This window comes from Kitasatospora sp. NPDC036755 (assembly GCF_040636595.1).
GTDB lineage: Bacteria > Actinomycetota > Actinomycetes > Streptomycetales > Streptomycetaceae > Kitasatospora.
This window is the reverse complement of sequence record NZ_JBEZUT010000009.1, coordinates 1-15,456: the sequence shown is the minus strand read 5'-3', so window position 1 is coordinate 15,456 and position 15,456 is coordinate 1. Positions and strand designations below refer to the sequence as shown.

The 15,456-nt window shown below is 75.1% G+C and carries 13 protein-coding genes and 1 pseudogene; 11 read left to right on the top strand and 3 right to left on the bottom strand.

Features of this window, described 5'->3' with window-relative positions; all coding sequences use genetic code 11:
- Positions 1-165 precede the first annotated feature (165 nt).
- Together AB0E96_RS02615 and AB0E96_RS02610 are read left to right on the top strand one after the other, a co-directional pair.
- On the top strand, positions 166-1,086 hold the full coding sequence (locus tag AB0E96_RS02615; RefSeq protein WP_359817600.1) for a hypothetical protein: 921 nt from the start codon (positions 166-168) through the stop codon (positions 1,084-1,086).
- 199 nt (positions 1,087-1,285) lie between these two features.
- Positions 1,286-1,879, top strand: a complete 594-nt coding sequence (locus AB0E96_RS02610; RefSeq protein WP_359817599.1) for a DoxX family protein — start codon at positions 1,286-1,288, stop codon at positions 1,877-1,879.
- A 54-nt stretch (positions 1,880-1,933) separates the two neighbouring features.
- Here AB0E96_RS02610 and AB0E96_RS02605 read toward each other — a convergent pair whose 3' ends face one another.
- Positions 1,934-2,671, bottom strand: coding sequence for an ankyrin repeat domain-containing protein (locus tag AB0E96_RS02605; RefSeq protein ID WP_359817597.1), 738 nt, complete (start codon positions 2,669-2,671; stop codon positions 1,934-1,936).
- 278 nt (positions 2,672-2,949) lie between these two features.
- Positions 2,950-3,441, bottom strand: a complete 492-nt coding sequence (locus tag AB0E96_RS02600; protein ID WP_359817595.1) for an HPP family protein — start codon at positions 3,439-3,441, stop codon at positions 2,950-2,952.
- Between the two features lie 142 nt (positions 3,442-3,583).
- Here AB0E96_RS02600 and AB0E96_RS02595 point away from each other — a divergent pair, with 142 nt between their 5' ends.
- The 5 genes from AB0E96_RS02595 (at position 3,584) to AB0E96_RS02575 (ending at position 10,466) form a co-directional block, all read left to right on the top strand.
- The gene (locus tag AB0E96_RS02595; protein ID WP_359817593.1) at positions 3,584-4,810 is read left to right on the top strand and encodes an amidohydrolase; all 1,227 of its coding nucleotides are present in this window, start codon (positions 3,584-3,586) and stop codon (positions 4,808-4,810) included.
- A gap of 445 nt (positions 4,811-5,255) precedes the next feature.
- Positions 5,256-6,491: a glycosyltransferase gene (locus tag AB0E96_RS02590; protein ID WP_359817591.1), complete on the top strand. Its 1,236-nt coding sequence runs from the start codon at positions 5,256-5,258 to the stop codon at positions 6,489-6,491.
- 230 nt (positions 6,492-6,721) lie between these two features.
- Positions 6,722-7,432: a DUF6461 domain-containing protein gene (locus AB0E96_RS02585; protein WP_359817589.1), complete on the top strand. Its 711-nt coding sequence runs from the start codon at positions 6,722-6,724 to the stop codon at positions 7,430-7,432.
- 599 nt (positions 7,433-8,031) lie between these two features.
- The gene (locus AB0E96_RS02580; RefSeq protein WP_359817587.1) at positions 8,032-9,612 is read left to right on the top strand and encodes an alpha/beta hydrolase; all 1,581 of its coding nucleotides are present in this window, start codon (positions 8,032-8,034) and stop codon (positions 9,610-9,612) included.
- 164 nt (positions 9,613-9,776) lie between these two features.
- A complete protein-coding gene (locus AB0E96_RS02575; protein ID WP_359817585.1) occupies positions 9,777-10,466 on the top strand; it encodes a DsbA family protein in 690 nt (229 codons plus the stop codon).
- 38 nt (positions 10,467-10,504) lie between these two features.
- Here the strand turns inward: AB0E96_RS02575 and AB0E96_RS02570 are convergent, their stop codons facing one another.
- Positions 10,505-11,098 (bottom strand): DUF1707 domain-containing protein, encoded by a 594-nt coding sequence (locus AB0E96_RS02570; RefSeq protein WP_359817583.1) that lies wholly within the window; start codon positions 11,096-11,098, stop codon positions 10,505-10,507.
- Positions 11,099-11,351: 253 nt separating this feature from the next.
- Here AB0E96_RS02570 and ftsH point away from each other — a divergent pair, with 253 nt between their 5' ends.
- The 4 genes and pseudogenes from ftsH to AB0E96_RS02550 form a co-directional block, all read left to right on the top strand.
- Entirely contained in the window at positions 11,352-13,511 is a 2,160-nt protein-coding gene (gene ftsH / locus AB0E96_RS02565) for an ATP-dependent zinc metalloprotease FtsH (RefSeq protein ID WP_359817581.1), read from the top strand.
- 65 nt (positions 13,512-13,576) lie between these two features.
- Positions 13,577-14,416 (top strand): ammonia-dependent NAD(+) synthetase, encoded by an 840-nt coding sequence (nadE, locus tag AB0E96_RS02560; RefSeq protein ID WP_359817579.1) that lies wholly within the window; start codon positions 13,577-13,579, stop codon positions 14,414-14,416.
- Positions 14,413-15,366: pseudogene (locus AB0E96_RS02555) on the top strand (ADP-ribosylglycohydrolase family protein); the annotation flags it as partial. The gene nadE and the pseudogene AB0E96_RS02555, both read left to right, overlap by 4 nt.
- Positions 15,367-15,371: 5 nt before the next feature.
- Positions 15,372-15,456: DUF255 domain-containing protein (locus AB0E96_RS02550; protein WP_359817653.1), on the top strand; the 85-nt coding region annotated here is incomplete at its 3' end.

Genomic DNA, 15,456 nt, shown 5'->3' with positions numbered 1-15,456 from the left:
GGAGCCGACGCGCGTGCGGCGTCCGGCCGGAGGAACGAGGGACGTGAATCGCCGCAAGCGCTACCGGCGGCCGCAACCCGCCCGGGAGGATGGGCACATGGCGGCCGCCGCTCGAAGCGGACGGCGTTGGCCGGACCAGCCTGCTCGACCGACCAGGAGAGCGTCATGCCCACTGCCCCGATCACCTCCGATGACTTCCCCACCAGCCCGCTCGCCCTGCGCTCCGCCGACCCCGCCCGACAGGTCAAGGCCCGCGCCTTCGCCGCCGAGCAGGCGAGCGCCGCCGTCGAAGCGGCCGGCCTGCTGGCCCGGGCATGGGAGAGCGCCCCGGACCGTCCGGCCCGGGTGGCCGCGCTGGCCACCGTCCACGCGCGACTGGTCGACTGGCGCTACCGCCTCGCCGTCACGATGGGACCGCCGCCCGGCGCCGGGACCGCCTTCGACCCGGAGCGCTTCCGCACCCCGATCCGGGACGGCGACACCAACTACGACCGCCTCGGCGAGGTCCGAAGACTGCGCGAGGGCGCGGCGTGGGACCGGGCCACGCGCACCTACACCGGAGGCCGCGCGACCCCGGCCTGGGACGCCATGCTCCGCTACGGCCGTCTCGCCGAGGAGCGCTTCGCCGCCGAGGGCGTCGAGGGCGACACCCTCCAGAACTGGGCACTGCTGCCGGACGGACGGCGGATCGCCGGCAACCGCATCCTGCGGGGCGACGCCGCCCGCCGCATCGACGCCGAACTCATCGCCCGGTACGCGGCCCGGGGCCTGGACGCCTCCTGGGTGGAGGGCGGCGGCAGACCGATCTACACCGCCACCCCCACCCCCCGGGACAGCGCCGCCCTGCACGCCGCCGCCCTCGACCTCCTGGCCCGCCCCCGCCTCACCACGGAGGACTACCTGCTGGCCCGCTACCTGCTCTTCCAGGCCCCGCAGGCCAAGAAGGGGAGCGACGCCGTGACCAGGACCTTCGTCGTCGCGGTCGGTGCCGTCGCGCTTCCCGGCCACGCGCCGGCCCTGACCGAGGACGTGGACCTGCGCTGCTACGTCCTCGGCCAGCCCGTCCTGCCGCCCGCGGTCCGCTGACCGCCGGCTGCCGCGACCGTTTTGTCGATCTCTATCCATCGGGGGAACGGGGCGCTAGGCTGCGGGCTTCCGAGCCGGCACCTGACGGGCCGTGCCCCGGTCGGTGCTTCGGGCCGCCCCTCACCCGGATCCCGCCTGCCGTGGTGCATTCCGTCCTCTTCGGTGCCGGGGACTCCGAAGGGATCTGAAGGAGGGGCGGATGGAGTCGTATCTCGCGCGGGTGGTGAGGTCGGGCAGACGCCGGGCCGACGGTTTCTCCCGCGGCTACCGGCGGGTGGCCCCGGTGGCCCTGCGGGTCAGCGTCGGGGTGGTGTACCTCTGGTTCGGGGTGCTCAAGTTCGTTCCCGGGGGCAGCCCCGCGGAGGACCTCGCCACCCGCTGCATGAGCCTGATGACCTTCGACCTGGTGCCGCCCGGCGTCTCGCGGCCGCTGCTGGCGCTGATGGAGGTCGCCATCGGGGCCGGCCTGGTCACCGGGGTGCTGTTCCGTGTCGTCCTGGCCGTGTTCCTGGTGCACATGACCGGGGTGTTCGCGACGCTCGTCCTGCTGCCGGACGAGGTCTGGCTGCACGGAGTGCCGCCCGTCCCGACGCTGGAGGGGCAGTACATCCTCAAGAACGTCGTGCTGATCGCGGCCTGCCTGGCCGTCGCCGCCCGGGGTGAGGAACGGGCCGAGCCCGGCCCGGTTCCGGGCGGGGCGCCCGAGCCGGCCCCGGGTGGCGGCCAACTCGCCGTCGTCGCGCTCGCGGCCGGCGGGGCCCCCGAGCCCGCGCAGCGACCGTCGGCGGGCTGACTCCGCCACGGCACCGTCCGGTGAGTGGTACGGGGACACCCGTCCGCCGGGGTTTCAGGCGGCGCCGCCCGGGCCCTTCCCGTGCTCCGCGCGCTTGGTCGTGTCCTCCGTCCCGGTCCCGGTCCCAGTCCCGGTCCCGGCCTCGGCCTCGGTCTCGGTCTCGGTCCCGGCCGTGGTCTTGGCCTCGGCCGCGCGCAGCGCCTCGGCGATGCCGTGGAAGCCGCGGCGCTCGGCGTGGGCGCGGGCGGTGACGCCGTCGGCGTCGGGGAGGCGCGGGTCGGCGCCGTGGGCGAGCAGGAGGCCGACGATCTCCTGGTGGGCCGGGCCGCCGTCACCGAGGAGGACGGCTTCGAGCAGGGCCGTCCAGCCGAGGTCGTTGACGTGGTCGGCGTCGATGGCGGTCTCGCCGAGGACCGCGCGGACGTAGGCGACGTGACCGCGCTCGGCGGCGGGGATGACCGACACCCCGCCGTAGCGGTTGCGCAGGCCGAGGTCGGGGCCGCCGGGGAGCAGGGCGCGCAGCATCGGGACGCTGCCGGTGATGCCGGTGACCAGCCAGGGGCTGTTCAGCTGGGCGTCCTGCGCGTTGACGTCCGCGCCGGCCTCGACCAGTAGCCGGGCGACGGCGACCCGGTCGGCGAAGGCGGCCCGCAGCAGCGGCGTGCGGCCCTCGGCGTCACGGGCCTCGACGGACGCACCCGCCGTCAGGGCCGCGCGGACGGCGTCGAGGTCGCCGCGGTCGGCGGCGTCCAGCAGGGCCCGGTCGGCGGGGGAGAGCGGGAGGGCGGTCATGGCGGGTGCTCCTCGGCGGGGTGGGCGGACGTACGACGGCCCCAGCCTGCCGTCCCGGGTGCTCGGGGGCGCCGGAGGGGCGGTCGCCATTGTCGGGCGGAACGGAGGACGGCCGGGTCATCCGATCGGATGACCCGGCCGTCGGCGTTCGGCGGGAGAGTGGAGGGGGGCGGAAGCGCACGGGAGGCGGTGGCCGCGCGTGGCCCGGAGCTACGGCCCGGCCTGGAGCCACGGCGACGCCGGGAACTCCGGCGGCGCCGGGTGCTCGGGCGTCGCCGTCACCAGGACACCGGGTAGCGGACCGGGTGCCGGCCGATCCGGTGGGGCAGCAGGCCGATGAGGACCAGCAGACCGGCGGCCAGCGCGAGCAGCGGGAGGAAGGGCACGGGGTGCGGCGCCTGCAGGACCACGATCACGGCGGTGGCGACGGCCGGGGAGTGCGAGAGGTGGGTGAGCATCATCGCGCCCAGCGAGAGCCCGGCGGCGACGGCCGCGCCCCAGGCGGTGCTGCCGGTGACGGCCAGGGTGGCGAAGCCGATCAGGGCCGATATCAGCTGACCGCCGAGCAGGTTGCGCGGCTGCGAGATCGGCAGTCCGGGCGCGCCGTGCACCAGCGCGGCGCTGGCGGCCAACGGCGGGATCAGCAGCGGTTGGTCGAGAAGTACGCCCACCCCGACCAGGAGGAGCAGGGCGCCGATGGCGAAGACGGTGGCCCGCAGCGCGTGCAGCGGGTGCGGTCCGGGCGTGGCGGCGGGCGGTGGTGTGGGCATGCGTGAGCGACTCCGGACGGGGGACGGGGACCCGGAGATGATAAACAGAATGTTGAAGGAAAGGTTGGACGTTTTGCCTGTCGGACAGATTCCGTCCACGAAGTCGGACCACCCCGGGAACCGGAGCGAGAGCGAGCACCCCATGACCACGCCGTCCGTCACACTCTTCCGGAACGTCCGCCCGTACGGCGCCGAGCGGGCCGTCGACCTGGTCTCCGTGGACGGCCGGCTCGCCGAGCGGGTGCCGGACGGAGCGGTGCCGGAGGTGGTCGAGGGCGCCGGCCGGATCGCCCTGCCCACCCTGGTGGACGCGCACATCCACCCCGACAAGACCGCCTGGGGCGAGCCCTGGTACAGCCGCCGCCCGGCCGGCTCGCTGCCCGAGTACGTGCAGGGCGACGTCGACCTCCACCGGAACCAGCGCACCCCGATCGCCGACCGGGCCCACCGGCTGCTCGGCCACGCCGTGACCCGCGGCACCCGCGCGGTGCGGGCGCACGTGGACGTCGCGCCCGCGTACGGACTGGCCGGCGTGACCGGGCTCGCCGAGGCCCGCGAACGGCTGGCCGGAGTGCTGGACGTGCAGCTGGTCGCCTTCCCCCAGCACGGGGTGCGGCGGATGCCCGGCGCCGGTGCGCTGCTCGCCGAGGCGGCGGCGAGCGGGCTCATCGACGCCATCGGCGGCATCGACCCGGCGGGCTTCGACGGCACCCCGGCCGAGGGCGCGGCCGGCTCGGACGGCGAGGGGCCCGCCCAGCTGGAGCTGCTGTTCGGCCTGGCCGTGCAGCACGGACTGGGCCTCGACATCCACCTGCACGACCGGGGCGAGCGCGGCCTCGGCCCGCTGCGCGACATCGCCGCACTGACCAGGGCGGCCGGACTGGCCGGCAAGGTGGTCGTCAGCCACGCCTTCTGCGTCCCCGAGCTGACCGGCGCCCCGCTCGCCGACCTCGCCGCCGAGCTGGCCGAATCCGGCGTCGGCCTCACCACCGTGGCGCCCTCGGCCCACCAGGTGCTGCCGTTCCGCGAGCTGCGGGCGCACGGGGTGCGGGTCGGGCTGGGCTCGGACGGGGTGCGCGACTCGTGGAGCCCGTACGGCAACGCCGACATGCTGCACCGCGCCCACCTGCTCGGCTGGACCACCGACGCCCGCACCGACGAGCAACTGGCCGACTGCTTCGCACTGGCGGCCGACGGCGGCGCCGAACTGCTGGACCTGCCGGCCGCCGACCTGACGCCGGGCTCGCCCGCCGACTTCCTGCTGGTGACGGGCGAGTGCCTGCCGCAGGTGGTGATCGACCTGCCGGCGCGCGAACTGGTGGTCCGTGCGGGCCGGGTGGTGGCGCGGGACGGGCGGCTCACGGTCTGACGGGCGCGGGCCGACGGGACCTGCCCGGCGCCGGGCGGGCCAGTGCACGGAAGGCCGGTGCACGGAAGGCAGGTGTCGGGCAGGCCGGTGCACGGAAGGTCGTGCCGAACAGGGCGGCCGGGGGGGTAGCCGGAGGACGCGCCGAGCTGTCGGCGTGAGGTTCGGTGCGATGCTCGGGGTGGGGTCCGCGAACGTGGCGGACCCGCCACCCGGGAAGCGTCCGGCGGGCAGCCGGGTGGCCGCGAAGGGGTGGGTTGCTCCGGGGCGGCCGTTGCGGCCGGTTCGGGGGAGCGGGTCGGACCGGGCGGCCAAAAGGAAGGGCGAGCAGAACCAATCCCCCTGCCACTATCAAGCTATACCGTGCCCCGGGGCTTGCGGCAAGGCCCCCGTCATGGCGCAGAATCCCGGCCGTAAGGCCATGACCTGCGGGAACGGGAGTCGTGAAATGCGTGTGTTGATGACGACGTGGGGATCGCGGGGGGACGTCGAGCCGTTGGCCGGGCTGGCGGTGGCGTTGCGGGGGCTCGGCGCGGAGGTCCGGGTGTGTGCGCCGCCGGACGAGGAGTTCGCGGCGGTGCTGGCGCGGGCGGGAGTGCCGCTGGTGCCGCTCGGCCCGTCCGTCCACTCGGTGGTCGCCGGCCCGAAGCCGCCGACCGCGGAGGACGCGTTCCGGCTCGCCCGCGAGCTGGTGGCCGCCCGGTTCGAGACGCTGACGGCCGCGGCCGAGGGCTGTGACGTGCTGCTGGCGACCGGGCTGATGCCGGCCGGTGCGCGGGACGTCGCGGAGAAGTACGGCCTCCACTACGTGTTGGCCTGCTTCCACACCCTCGGACTGCCCTCGCGGCACTTCCGGCCCGGTCAGCGGCCGGGCACGCCGTCCCCGGCGGGCGAGACGGACTACCGGAAGCTGTGGGAGCAGGACGCCCAGCGGGTGAACGGGCTGTACGGGGAGGCGCTCAACAGCCACCGGGCGGAGCTCGGCCTGCCGCCGGTGGAGAACGTCCGCGACCATGTGTTCACCTCGCAACCGTGGTTGGCGGCGGACCCGACGCTGTGCCCGTCTGCGGGCATGACGGAACTCGACGTCCTGCAGACCGGGGCGTGGATCCTGCCCGACGACCGCCCGCTCCCGGCCGACCTGGAGGCGTTCCTGGACGCCGGTGAACCACCCGTGTACGTCGGCTTCGGCAGCATGGCCGCCTACGCCCCGGAGGGCATCGCGAAGGTGGCCGTCGAGGCGGGCCGCGCGCACGGCCGCCGCGTGCTCCTCGCTCGCGGCTGGGCCGGACTCGCCCCGATCGACGACCGCGAGGACTGCCATGTCGTCGGGGAGGTGAACCAGCAGGTCCTGTTCCGCCGGGTGGCCGCCGTCGTCCACCACGGCGGTGCGGGCACCACGACGACCGCGGCCGTGGCGGGCGTGCCGCAGGTGATCGTCCCCCGGATCGCCGACCAGCCCTACTGGGCGGGCCGGGTGGCCGAGTTGGGCATCGGTGTGGCGCACCTCGACCGCACGCCGACCGTCGACTCGCTCTCCGCCGCGTTCGCCACGGCCCTGGCGCCGGAGACTCGGGTGCGGGCGGAGGCCGTCGCGGGCGGCATCCGCACCGACGGGGCGACGGTGGCCGCGAAGCTGCTGTTCGAAGCCGTGGGCCAGAAGGCGCCGGCCGTGGCCGGGTGAGGTCCGGCCCCGGTGCCGGTGCCGGTGCCCGTGATGTGTGAACGGCGGCTGGGGCCGGGTGAGTCAGGCTCCGAATCGGTCTCCTTCCGATCGATCAGGGGCGGATGTCGGTCTGCGCGCGGCCGGTTCCGGCGGCGATCACGCGAGCGGCCGCCGGGTGTCGGCCCGGTCGGTTAGGGTGCCCACCGGCGCGCCCGGTCACCGCAGGCCGTGCGCGAGGGGAGGGCGGCATGACCGAGGGCACGCACGGGGGAGCCGAGCAGGACGGCGACGGCATCCAGTGGCTCGCGGAGATCGGCCGGTCGAGCACCGGTCGGTCGTCAACGGGTGGGAGCGGTACGGACGGTGAGGTCGGCGGCGTCGTCTTCGCCCGGGGGATCACGCCCGAGGAACTCGCCCGCCGGATGGGCGCCGATCCGGCCACCGCGACCGAGCCGATCAGTGACACCGAGATCCGGGACCTGGACATCGAGGTCTACCGCCCCGGTGACGACGGGGACGGCGTGATCCGGGTCGGCGCGTGCGCCGGCTGGACGTTCGCGATCGAGTACGGGGACTCCACCGGAGGCGAACTGCTCACCGAGATAGCGCGCGACGGAGCCGAGGTGGTGCACTTCCGCCCGATGCCGGAACAGCGGCCGGCCCTGCTCGACTACGCCCGGGACGGCGCCGTGCTGTGCGGCTTCGGCCTCGGCGAGGAGCGCTGGCGCTGGGGCCAGGAGCCGGACCTGCTGGTGCCGGACCTCGTCGCCGCCGGAGTGCTGGAGGCCGACGGCGTGACCTCCTGCGCTCCCGGGCGACAGCCCGACGGGGCCGCCCGCCGCCGCACCCTCGGCGCCGTCGAGCGGCGCTTCGGGCTGAGCCTGCCCCGGGGAGCCCTCGGCGGGCTGCGGCTGCCGGCGTACGCGGTGCGGGGAACCCCGGGCATGGCGCTGCGCTGAGGGCGTGCGCCGACGACCGACGAGGCCGGGGGTACGGGGACCGCTGCGGAGGCCCGCGCGGAAGGCAGCGAACAGGGCGAGGCGCAGGACCGGAAACAGAGACGGAGACAGGGGCAGGGACAGCCACAGCGACAACGCGGGGGGCGGGAAGAGAACGGTCACGACAGGGCTCCTTCCGGGGACCCTCGGACGGGGCCCCGATGGCGTTCATCCTTGCGCGGTGCAAGGCCGTCGCACATGTGCCGATCGGGAGGTTCCCCGGGCGTGACCATGCTCTCCACCCTGCCGATCGGCAGGGTGGAGAACCGGAGCGGGCGGCCGGCCCGGAGACGGGCTCGCAGGGACGCGGGGCAGGGCGGAGGCGCGCCCTCCTCGCCCGGCCGGACTGGCCGTCACCCGGTCGGCCGGTGGCAGTCGGTTCGGCGCACGCCCCCCGTCCGGAGGTCTCCGCAGAGCATCGCCGGGTCCGGGCCCCTAGGGTCTGTGGTGCGTCGACGAACCGAGCGCCGGGCGCACGCCGCCCCGCAGCGGGCCGGAGCGTCCGGCGGGCCCGAGACCGCGCCGGGGTACCCGGCCGACCGAGAGGTGGACCCGACCCCATGCACACCGTCGTCCGTGGTGCCGGAGCGCTCGGCCTGACCGTCCTGCTGCTCACCGCCGCCACCGGTTGCCAGGGCGACGGTTCCTCCGCCGCCGAGCCCGCCCCGGCCACCGGCGCGGCGGCAGGAGCGGGCGCCGCCGCCACCGGATCGGCCGCCCAGCCACTGGACTGGCACGCCTGCGCCGCCCCCACCAGCGCGCAGGGCGAGGGCACCGCGCCCGCCGTCGACTGGCAGTGCGCGACGCTGAAGGCCCCGCTGGACCACACCAAGCCGAACGGCACCACGATCGACCTCGCGCTGATCCGCAGCCGGGCCAGGGACGAGCAGCAGCGGATCGGCTCGCTGCTGTTCAACTTCGGCGGCCCCGGCGCCTCGGGCGTGGCCACCCTGCCGGCCCTCGCCGCGACCTACTCCTCCCTCAACTCCCGCTACGACCTGGTGAGTTTCGACCCGCGCGGAGTGGGTGCCAGCGCCGGGGTGACGTGCCTGGACGACCGGGCGATGGACGCCGCGACCGCCGCCGACAGCACCCCCGAGACCCCCGGCGAGGTGAAGGCGCTGGACGACAGCAACGCCCGGTTCGCCGCCGCCTGCGAGCGCAACTCCGGCCCGGTGCTGCCGTACGTGGACACCGAGAGCGCCGCGCGCGACATGGACCTGATGCGGCAGGCGCTGGGCGACGAGAAGCTGTCCTACTTCGGCATCAGCTACGGCACCCAGCTCGGCGGCGTCTACGCCCACCTGTTCCCGCAGCAGGTCGGCCGGATGGTGCTGGACTCGGTGGTCGACCCGACCAAGGACCCGCAGCAGTCGGCGCTCGGCCAGGCCCAGGGCTTCCAGCTCGCCCTCGCCGACTTCATGAAGGCGTGCGCCGCCCAGGCCGGAGCCACCTGCCCGACCGGCACGGGCGGGGACGAGGGCACCGCGAAGGTCGCCGCGCTGGTGCAAAAGCTGGAGCAGTCGCCGCTGCCGACCGCGCAGGGGCGGCAGCTCACCGAGAGCCTGGCGGTCACCGGGATCGCGGCCGCGCTGTACAGCCAGGAGTCCTGGCCCGCGCTGGCCGCCGGGCTCACCGAGGCGATGGAGCAGGGGACCGGCGACACGCTGCTGAAGCTCGCCGACGCGCTGAACGGGCGCGACGCGCAGGGCCACTACAGCAACCTGAACGCCGCGAACCGGGCGATCAGTTGCGTGGACGCCCGGCAGCGCTACTCGGACCAGGACGTGCAGCAGCAGCTGCCGCAGTTCCGCGCCGCCTCCCCGGTCTTCGGGGCGTACACGGCGTGGGGCCTGACCGGTTGCACCGGCTGGCCCGTTCCCGGCCGGACCGCCCACCCCGAGGTCTCCGCGCCGGGGGCCGCCCCGGTCCTGGTGGTCGGTACCACCGGAGACCCGGCCACCCCGGTGGAGGGCGCCCGGACGATGGCGCAGCAGCTCGGCGCGGGCGTCGGCGTCACCGTCACCCTGCAGGGCGAGGGGCACGGGGGCTACAACACGGGCAACGCGTGCCTGAAGCAGACCGTGGACGCCTACCTGTTGGACGGCACGGTGCCGGCGGACGGGACGACGTGCGGTTGAGCGGTTGAGAGGTTGAGCGGCCGGGGAGGCGGGGAGGCAGGGAGACCGGGGTGAGGTGCGGCCGGATGGTAGGCCGGGCGGGAAAGTGGCCCACTGGATCATCCGTTGATTGGCTCTGGAGAGTGGGCCAGTCCGGCGCTAGCCTCTCCGGTGTGACGATAAATATGACGAATGATGTGGCGAGCGACGTGACGGCCACCGCGCCCGACCTGGACCAGCGCTCCGGCAACGGCCGCACGACCGACAACGACACCGTCAAGGTCGACTTCTACTTCGATCCCGTCTGCCCGTTCGCCTGGATCACCTCCCGGTGGATCCTGGAGGTCGAGCGACAGCGCGAACTCGACCTGAACTTCCGGGTGATGAGCCTGTCCGTGCTCAACGAGGGCCGCACCGACCTGCCCGAGCGGTACCAGCGCCTGATGACCACCGGCTGGGGCCCGGTACGGGTCTGCATCGCCGCCGCCGAGCAGCACGGTCCACAGGTCCTGCGCGCGCTGTACACCGAGCTCGGCACCCGGCTGCACGACCAGGACCGGGCCGCCGACGACGCCCTCCTCCGGGAGGCGCTGGCGGCGGCGGGCCTGCCCGAGGAACTGGCCGGGGCGGCCGACAGCACCGCGTACGACGAGGCCCTGCGCAAGAGCCACCACGAGGGGATGGACCCCGTCGGCGAGGAGGTCGGCACGCCGACCATCCACGTGGACGGCGTCGCGTTCTTCGGTCCGGTGCTGAGCGCCGTGCCGCGCGGCGAGGACGCCGTGCGGGTCTTCGAGGGGGTGCGGCTGCTGGCCGGGTACCCGAAGTTCTTCGAGCTCAAGCGGACCCGGACGGGCGGGCTCGACTTCTCCTGAACCGCCTGAACCGGACCGGTGCCCCGACCGCCGGGTCGTCAGTTCCGGCGGCGCTGCTTGATCTTGATCGGTCCCGACCGCGGGTGGCCGGTCACGGTCAGCGTCGGGCAGCCGGGCTCCGCGAGTTCGGCGGCCTTGTTGACGATGTTCCCGGTATTGGTGCTCGACGGGTCTATCCGAACGCCCCAGCCGCGCGGGACGATCAGCCGGATGTGGCCCATGCCGGTCGACGCCGTGACCGCGATCTCCCGGTGGGCGCACCTGGCCTCGGTGAAGTCGATGGTGAGCAGGGAGATCCTGGTCTCCGCGACGATCCGGCGGGGCACGGACCACCGGCCGCCCTGCGTCAGGTTGTTCATCCGGGGCCGGAGCACGAGGACGTCCTCCGTCGCGGACTCGGCATCGGCCCCGGCACGGCCGCCGAGGTCCGCCACCAGGGCGTCGAGTTCGCGGTACGTGCGGGCGGCGTAGGCCCGGTCGAGCCGCTCCTCCAGTTCCCCGAGGTCGATGCGGCCCTCGCCGGCGGCGATCCGCAACTGTTCGGCCACCGCCTCCCGGTCGCTGTCCCCGGCCCGGGGTTCCACGGGGGCCTCGGCCGGCCCGGGTATCGCGGGCAATTCCTCGTTGACCATGTGGCTACTCTAGGTCACGGACCGCTCGGGCCGACAGCTTGATCATCAACTCACCGGGCCCCGTTGCCCCTTGCGGTGGGAGGGGCGGCCGGAGCGACTGCCGGGCCCCCTACCCGCCCCCGGCCCGGTGTCGAGCGGGCCGTACTCCCCCGAGTGGACCGCAGTCACCCCCTCCGGGCTCCCGTCCGGGCGCCGACCGACCGACCATGGAGGGGCGGAGGCCGTCGGGCCCCGCGAGAGGCGGTGAGCGTGGATGATCGTACGAATCCGGCTGCGCGCTGCCCGTCAACCCGCGACCCCACCCGGCTCCGGCCCCGGCTCCGGCCGCAGCTCCGGCTCCGGTCCGGGCCCCCGCCAGGGCTGGGGCCAGCCACGGGGACCCGGCCAGGGACGGAACCAGGGCCAGGGCGGTCCCGGGGGCCCCGGCGGTCCGGCCAAGCCCCCGCCGCCGTCGTGGCGCCGCTGGCTGCTGCCCCTCGCCGTACTGGCGACGCTGCTCCTGGTGGTGCTCTTCTCCAACCCCGGCAAGCCTGGCACCCGCTTCGGCTACACCGACTTCGTCAACCGGGTCGACGCCGGCCAGGTGCAGACCGTGGACGTCAGCGACACCGGCGGGGTGAGCGGCACCCTCAAGGACGGCACCCACTTCACCAGCCAGATCCCCACCGCCCTGGACACCTCCCGGCTCAGCAGCGCGCTCTCCGACCACCACGTGACCGTCACCGGCAGCCGGAGCAGCAGCGGCGGCTCGATCTGGTCCACCCTGCTGCTGTTCCTGCCGCTGCTCGTCTTCGGCGCGCTCTTCCTCTGGTCCGGCCGGATGGCCGCCCGCTCGCTGGGCGGCGGCCTGAGCGCCATCGGGCGGTCCCGGGCCAAGATCATCGAGGCCGAGCGGCCGAACACCGGCTTCGCCGACGTCGCCGGGTACGAGGGGGTGAAACAGGAGGTCAGCGAGGTGGTCGACTTCCTGCGCAGCCCGGAGCGGTACGCCGCCGCCGGGGCCAAGGGGCCACGTGGTGTGATCATGGTCGGGCCGCCCGGCACCGGCAAGACGCTGCTCGCCCGGGCGGTCGCCGGCGAGGCCTCGGTGCCGTTCCTCTCGGTGACCGGCTCCGGATTCGTCGAGATGTTCGTCGGCGTCGGCGCCTCGCGGGTCCGCGACCTCTTCGAGGACGCCCGCAAACGCGCGCCGTCGATCATCTTCATCGACGAGATCGACGCCGTCGGCGGCCGCCGCGCGGGCGGCACCCGGCTCGGCGGCAACGACGAACGCGAACAGACCCTGAACCAGCTGCTCGCCGAGATGGACGGCTTCGACCAGAGCACCGGCATCGTCGTCATCGCCGCCACCAACCGCCCCGACGCCCTCGACCCCGCCCTGCTGCGCCCCGGCCGCTTCGACCGGCAGGTCACCGTCCCGCTGCCCAACCAGGCCGAGCGGGCCGCCATCCTCGCCGTGCACGCCAAGGGCAAACGCCTGGGCCCGGACGTCGACCTCGGACGGCTCGCCCGCGGCACCCCCGGCTTCTCCGGCGCCGACCTCGCCAACCTGGTCAACGAGGCCGCCATCAACGCCGTGCGCGCCGACCGGGCCACCCTCACCGCCGACGACCTCGACGCCGCCCGCGACCGGGTGCTGCTCGGCCGCCGCGAGTCCTCCAACGCCCTGCTCCCCGAGGAACGGCACGCCGTCGCGGTGCACGAGTCCGGACACGCGCTGGTCGCCGCGCTGTGCGAGCACGCCGACCCGGTCGCCAAGGTGACCATCCTCCCGGCCGGCGTCGCGCTCGGGGCCACCGAGCAACTGCCCGAGGCCGAACGGCACCTGTACAGCGAGGGCTACCTGACCGACCTGATCACCGTCCAGCTCGGCGGCCGGGCGGCCGAGCTGGTGGTCTTCGGCGAGGGCTCCACCGGCGCCGCGAACGACCTCGCCAACGCCACCTCCGTCGCCACCCGGATGGTCCGCGAGTTCGGCCTCTCCCCGGAACTCGGCCCCGTCGGCTACTCCAGCGGCACCCCCCACTACCTCGGCGACAGCCCCGAGGACCTGCTGCGCCGCCCGTACTCCGAGCAGACCCAGCACGCCGTGGACGAAGCGGTCGCGGGCCTGCTGCGCCGGGCCGAGCGGCGGGCCCTCGACCTGCTCGCCGAACACCGGCACCACCTGGACGAGCTGGCGGCGCTGCTGGTGGCCCAGGAGACGGTGGACGGGCGGGTGGTGCTCGACATCCTGGCGCACCCGGCGCCGGGCCCCGACGGGCCGGTCTCCCTGCGGAAGCCGGAGGAGCCGGAGGAGCCGGAGACGCCGGAGGAGCCGGAGGAGCCGGAGACGCTGGAGGAGGCGGGGGGAACGGGCGGCCCCCGAGGGCCCGAGGGGCCGGCGGAACCCGGGGAGGCCCCCCGCCCGTGACGGCCGCCCGGGTGATGGTCGTATCCTCGTGACCGCGTCCTGTGCCACCGTCCCGAGGAGTCGGAATGACCGAGCCCCTGCCCGCCGACGTCCAGCGGGAGATCGCCCGTGCCCTCGGAGTCGTGCCCGTCCCGGACCCCGCTAAGGAGGCCGAGCGCCGGGTGGAGTTCCTGGCCGAGCAGCTGCGGACCACGGGCGCGCGCAGCCTGGTGCTGGGCATCAGCGGCGGCGTCGACTCCACCACCGCCGGGCGGCTCTGCCAGCTCGCCGTCGAGCAGCTGCGGGCCGAGGGCCGCGAGGTGACCTTCACCGCGATGCGGCTGCCGTACGGCGTCCAGGCGGACGAGGCGGACGCCCAGCTCGCGCTCGGCTTCATCCGCGCCGACGAGGTGCTGACCGTCGACGTCAAGCCCGCCACCGACGGCGCGCTGGCCGCGCTGAAGGCCGCCGGCCTCACCTACTCCGACCACGGCCACGAGGACTTCGTCGGCGGCAACGTCAAGGCCCGCCAGCGCATGGTGGTCCAGTACGCGGCGGCCGGCGCCAAGGGCGGACTGGTCGTCGGCACCGACCACGCGGCCGAGGCCGCCGTCGGCTTCTTCACCAAGTTCGGCGACGGCGCGGCCGACGTGATGCCGCTCTCCGGCCTGACCAAGCGCCAGGTGCGGGCGGTCGCCGAGGCGCTGGGTGCGCCGGCCGAACTGGTCAAGAAGGTCCCGACCGCCGACCTGGAGAACCTCGCCCCGGGCCGCCCCGACGAGGACGCCCTCGGCGTCAGCTACGACGCCCTGGACGACTTCCTGGAGGGCATGCCGGTCAGCGAGGAGGTCTTCCGCACCGTCCTCGGCCACTACCGCCGCACCGAGCACAAGCGCAACCTGCCCGTCACCCCGCCGGTGGCATGACCGGCCCGGTCGACCGCGCTGACCGCACCGACCGTGCTGACCACACCGACCGCGAGGCCGGGGCCGTCCTCGGGGCCGCCGTGGGCGACGCCCTCGGGGCGCCGTACGAGTTCGGCCCCGCCGACGCCTTCTCCGCCCGCTTCCCGGACACCCCCGGTGACCTGGTGGCGGGCGGCGGCTGGGCGCGCGGCGAGGCCACCGACGACACCCAGATGGCCGTCCTGGTCGCCGAGTCCCTGGTCGAGCGGGGCGAACTGGACCTCCCGGACGTCTTCGACCGGTTCCGCCGCTGGGCCGATGCCGGGCCCAGCGACATCGGCATCCAGACCGAGACGGTCCTCGGCAGCGGCCTGCCCTGGGACACGGCCGCCGCCGCCCACTTCGCCGACACCCTGCACGCGGCCGGCAACGGCGCCCTGATGCGGGCCTCGACCTCTGCCGTCGCCTTCGCCCGCGCCGGGCGGAGGGCCACCATGGACGCCGGCCGGCGCATCGCGGCGCTGACCCACGGCGACCCGGCCGCCTGGGAGGGCACGGCGATCTTCCACGAGCTCGTCAGGATCGCGCTCGACGGCGCCGACCCACTGGCGGAACTCCCCGCCGTCCTGGCCCACGTCGACCCGGAGCACCGCGAGCGCTACGCCACCGTCCTCGCCCCCGACTGGCACCCGGACCGCGCCACCGAGGCCAACGGCGCGGTCTGGCCCTGCCTCGGATCGGCGGTCTGGGCGCTGCGCACCGCCGGGGGCTTCGAGCAGGCGCTGCGCGCCGCGATCGACCTCGGCGGGGACACCGACACCGTGGCGGCCGTCACCGGGGGCCTGGCCGGGGCCCGGTACGGCCTGGCGGCGATCCCGGAACGCTGGACCGGGCCGCTGCACGTCAGGCTGCCCGGGTTCGGCGGGCGGGTCCTGCGGCAGCCTGAACTGCTGGGCCTGGCCCGCCGGTTGGGGGACTGGGCACCGAGCAGTCGCCTTACCTGCTCCAGCACGCCCCCAATCCGGTGGATTGGCGGCCACGGGGAGAGGAGGCGATCAATG

Coding starts and splice junctions, on each gene's coding strand:
- AB0E96_RS02615 (WP_359817600.1), top strand. CDS start 166: ATGCCCACTGCCCCGATCACCTCCGATGACTTCCCCACCAGCCCGCTC.
- AB0E96_RS02610 (WP_359817599.1), top strand. CDS start 1,286: ATGGAGTCGTATCTCGCGCGGGTGGTGAGGTCGGGCAGACGCCGGGCC.
- AB0E96_RS02605 (WP_359817597.1), bottom strand. CDS start 2,671: ATGACCGCCCTCCCGCTCTCCCCCGCCGACCGGGCCCTGCTGGACGCC.
- AB0E96_RS02600 (WP_359817595.1), bottom strand. CDS start 3,441: ATGCCCACACCACCGCCCGCCGCCACGCCCGGACCGCACCCGCTGCAC.
- AB0E96_RS02595 (WP_359817593.1), top strand. CDS start 3,584: ATGACCACGCCGTCCGTCACACTCTTCCGGAACGTCCGCCCGTACGGC.
- AB0E96_RS02590 (WP_359817591.1), top strand. CDS start 5,256: ATGCGTGTGTTGATGACGACGTGGGGATCGCGGGGGGACGTCGAGCCG.
- AB0E96_RS02585 (WP_359817589.1), top strand. CDS start 6,722: ATGACCGAGGGCACGCACGGGGGAGCCGAGCAGGACGGCGACGGCATC.
- AB0E96_RS02580 (WP_359817587.1), top strand. CDS start 8,032: ATGCACACCGTCGTCCGTGGTGCCGGAGCGCTCGGCCTGACCGTCCTG.
- AB0E96_RS02575 (WP_359817585.1), top strand. CDS start 9,777: ATGACGAATGATGTGGCGAGCGACGTGACGGCCACCGCGCCCGACCTG.
- AB0E96_RS02570 (WP_359817583.1), bottom strand. CDS start 11,098: ATGGTCAACGAGGAATTGCCCGCGATACCCGGGCCGGCCGAGGCCCCC.
- ftsH (WP_359817581.1), top strand. CDS start 11,352: ATGATCGTACGAATCCGGCTGCGCGCTGCCCGTCAACCCGCGACCCCA.
- nadE (WP_359817579.1), top strand. CDS start 13,577: ATGACCGAGCCCCTGCCCGCCGACGTCCAGCGGGAGATCGCCCGTGCC.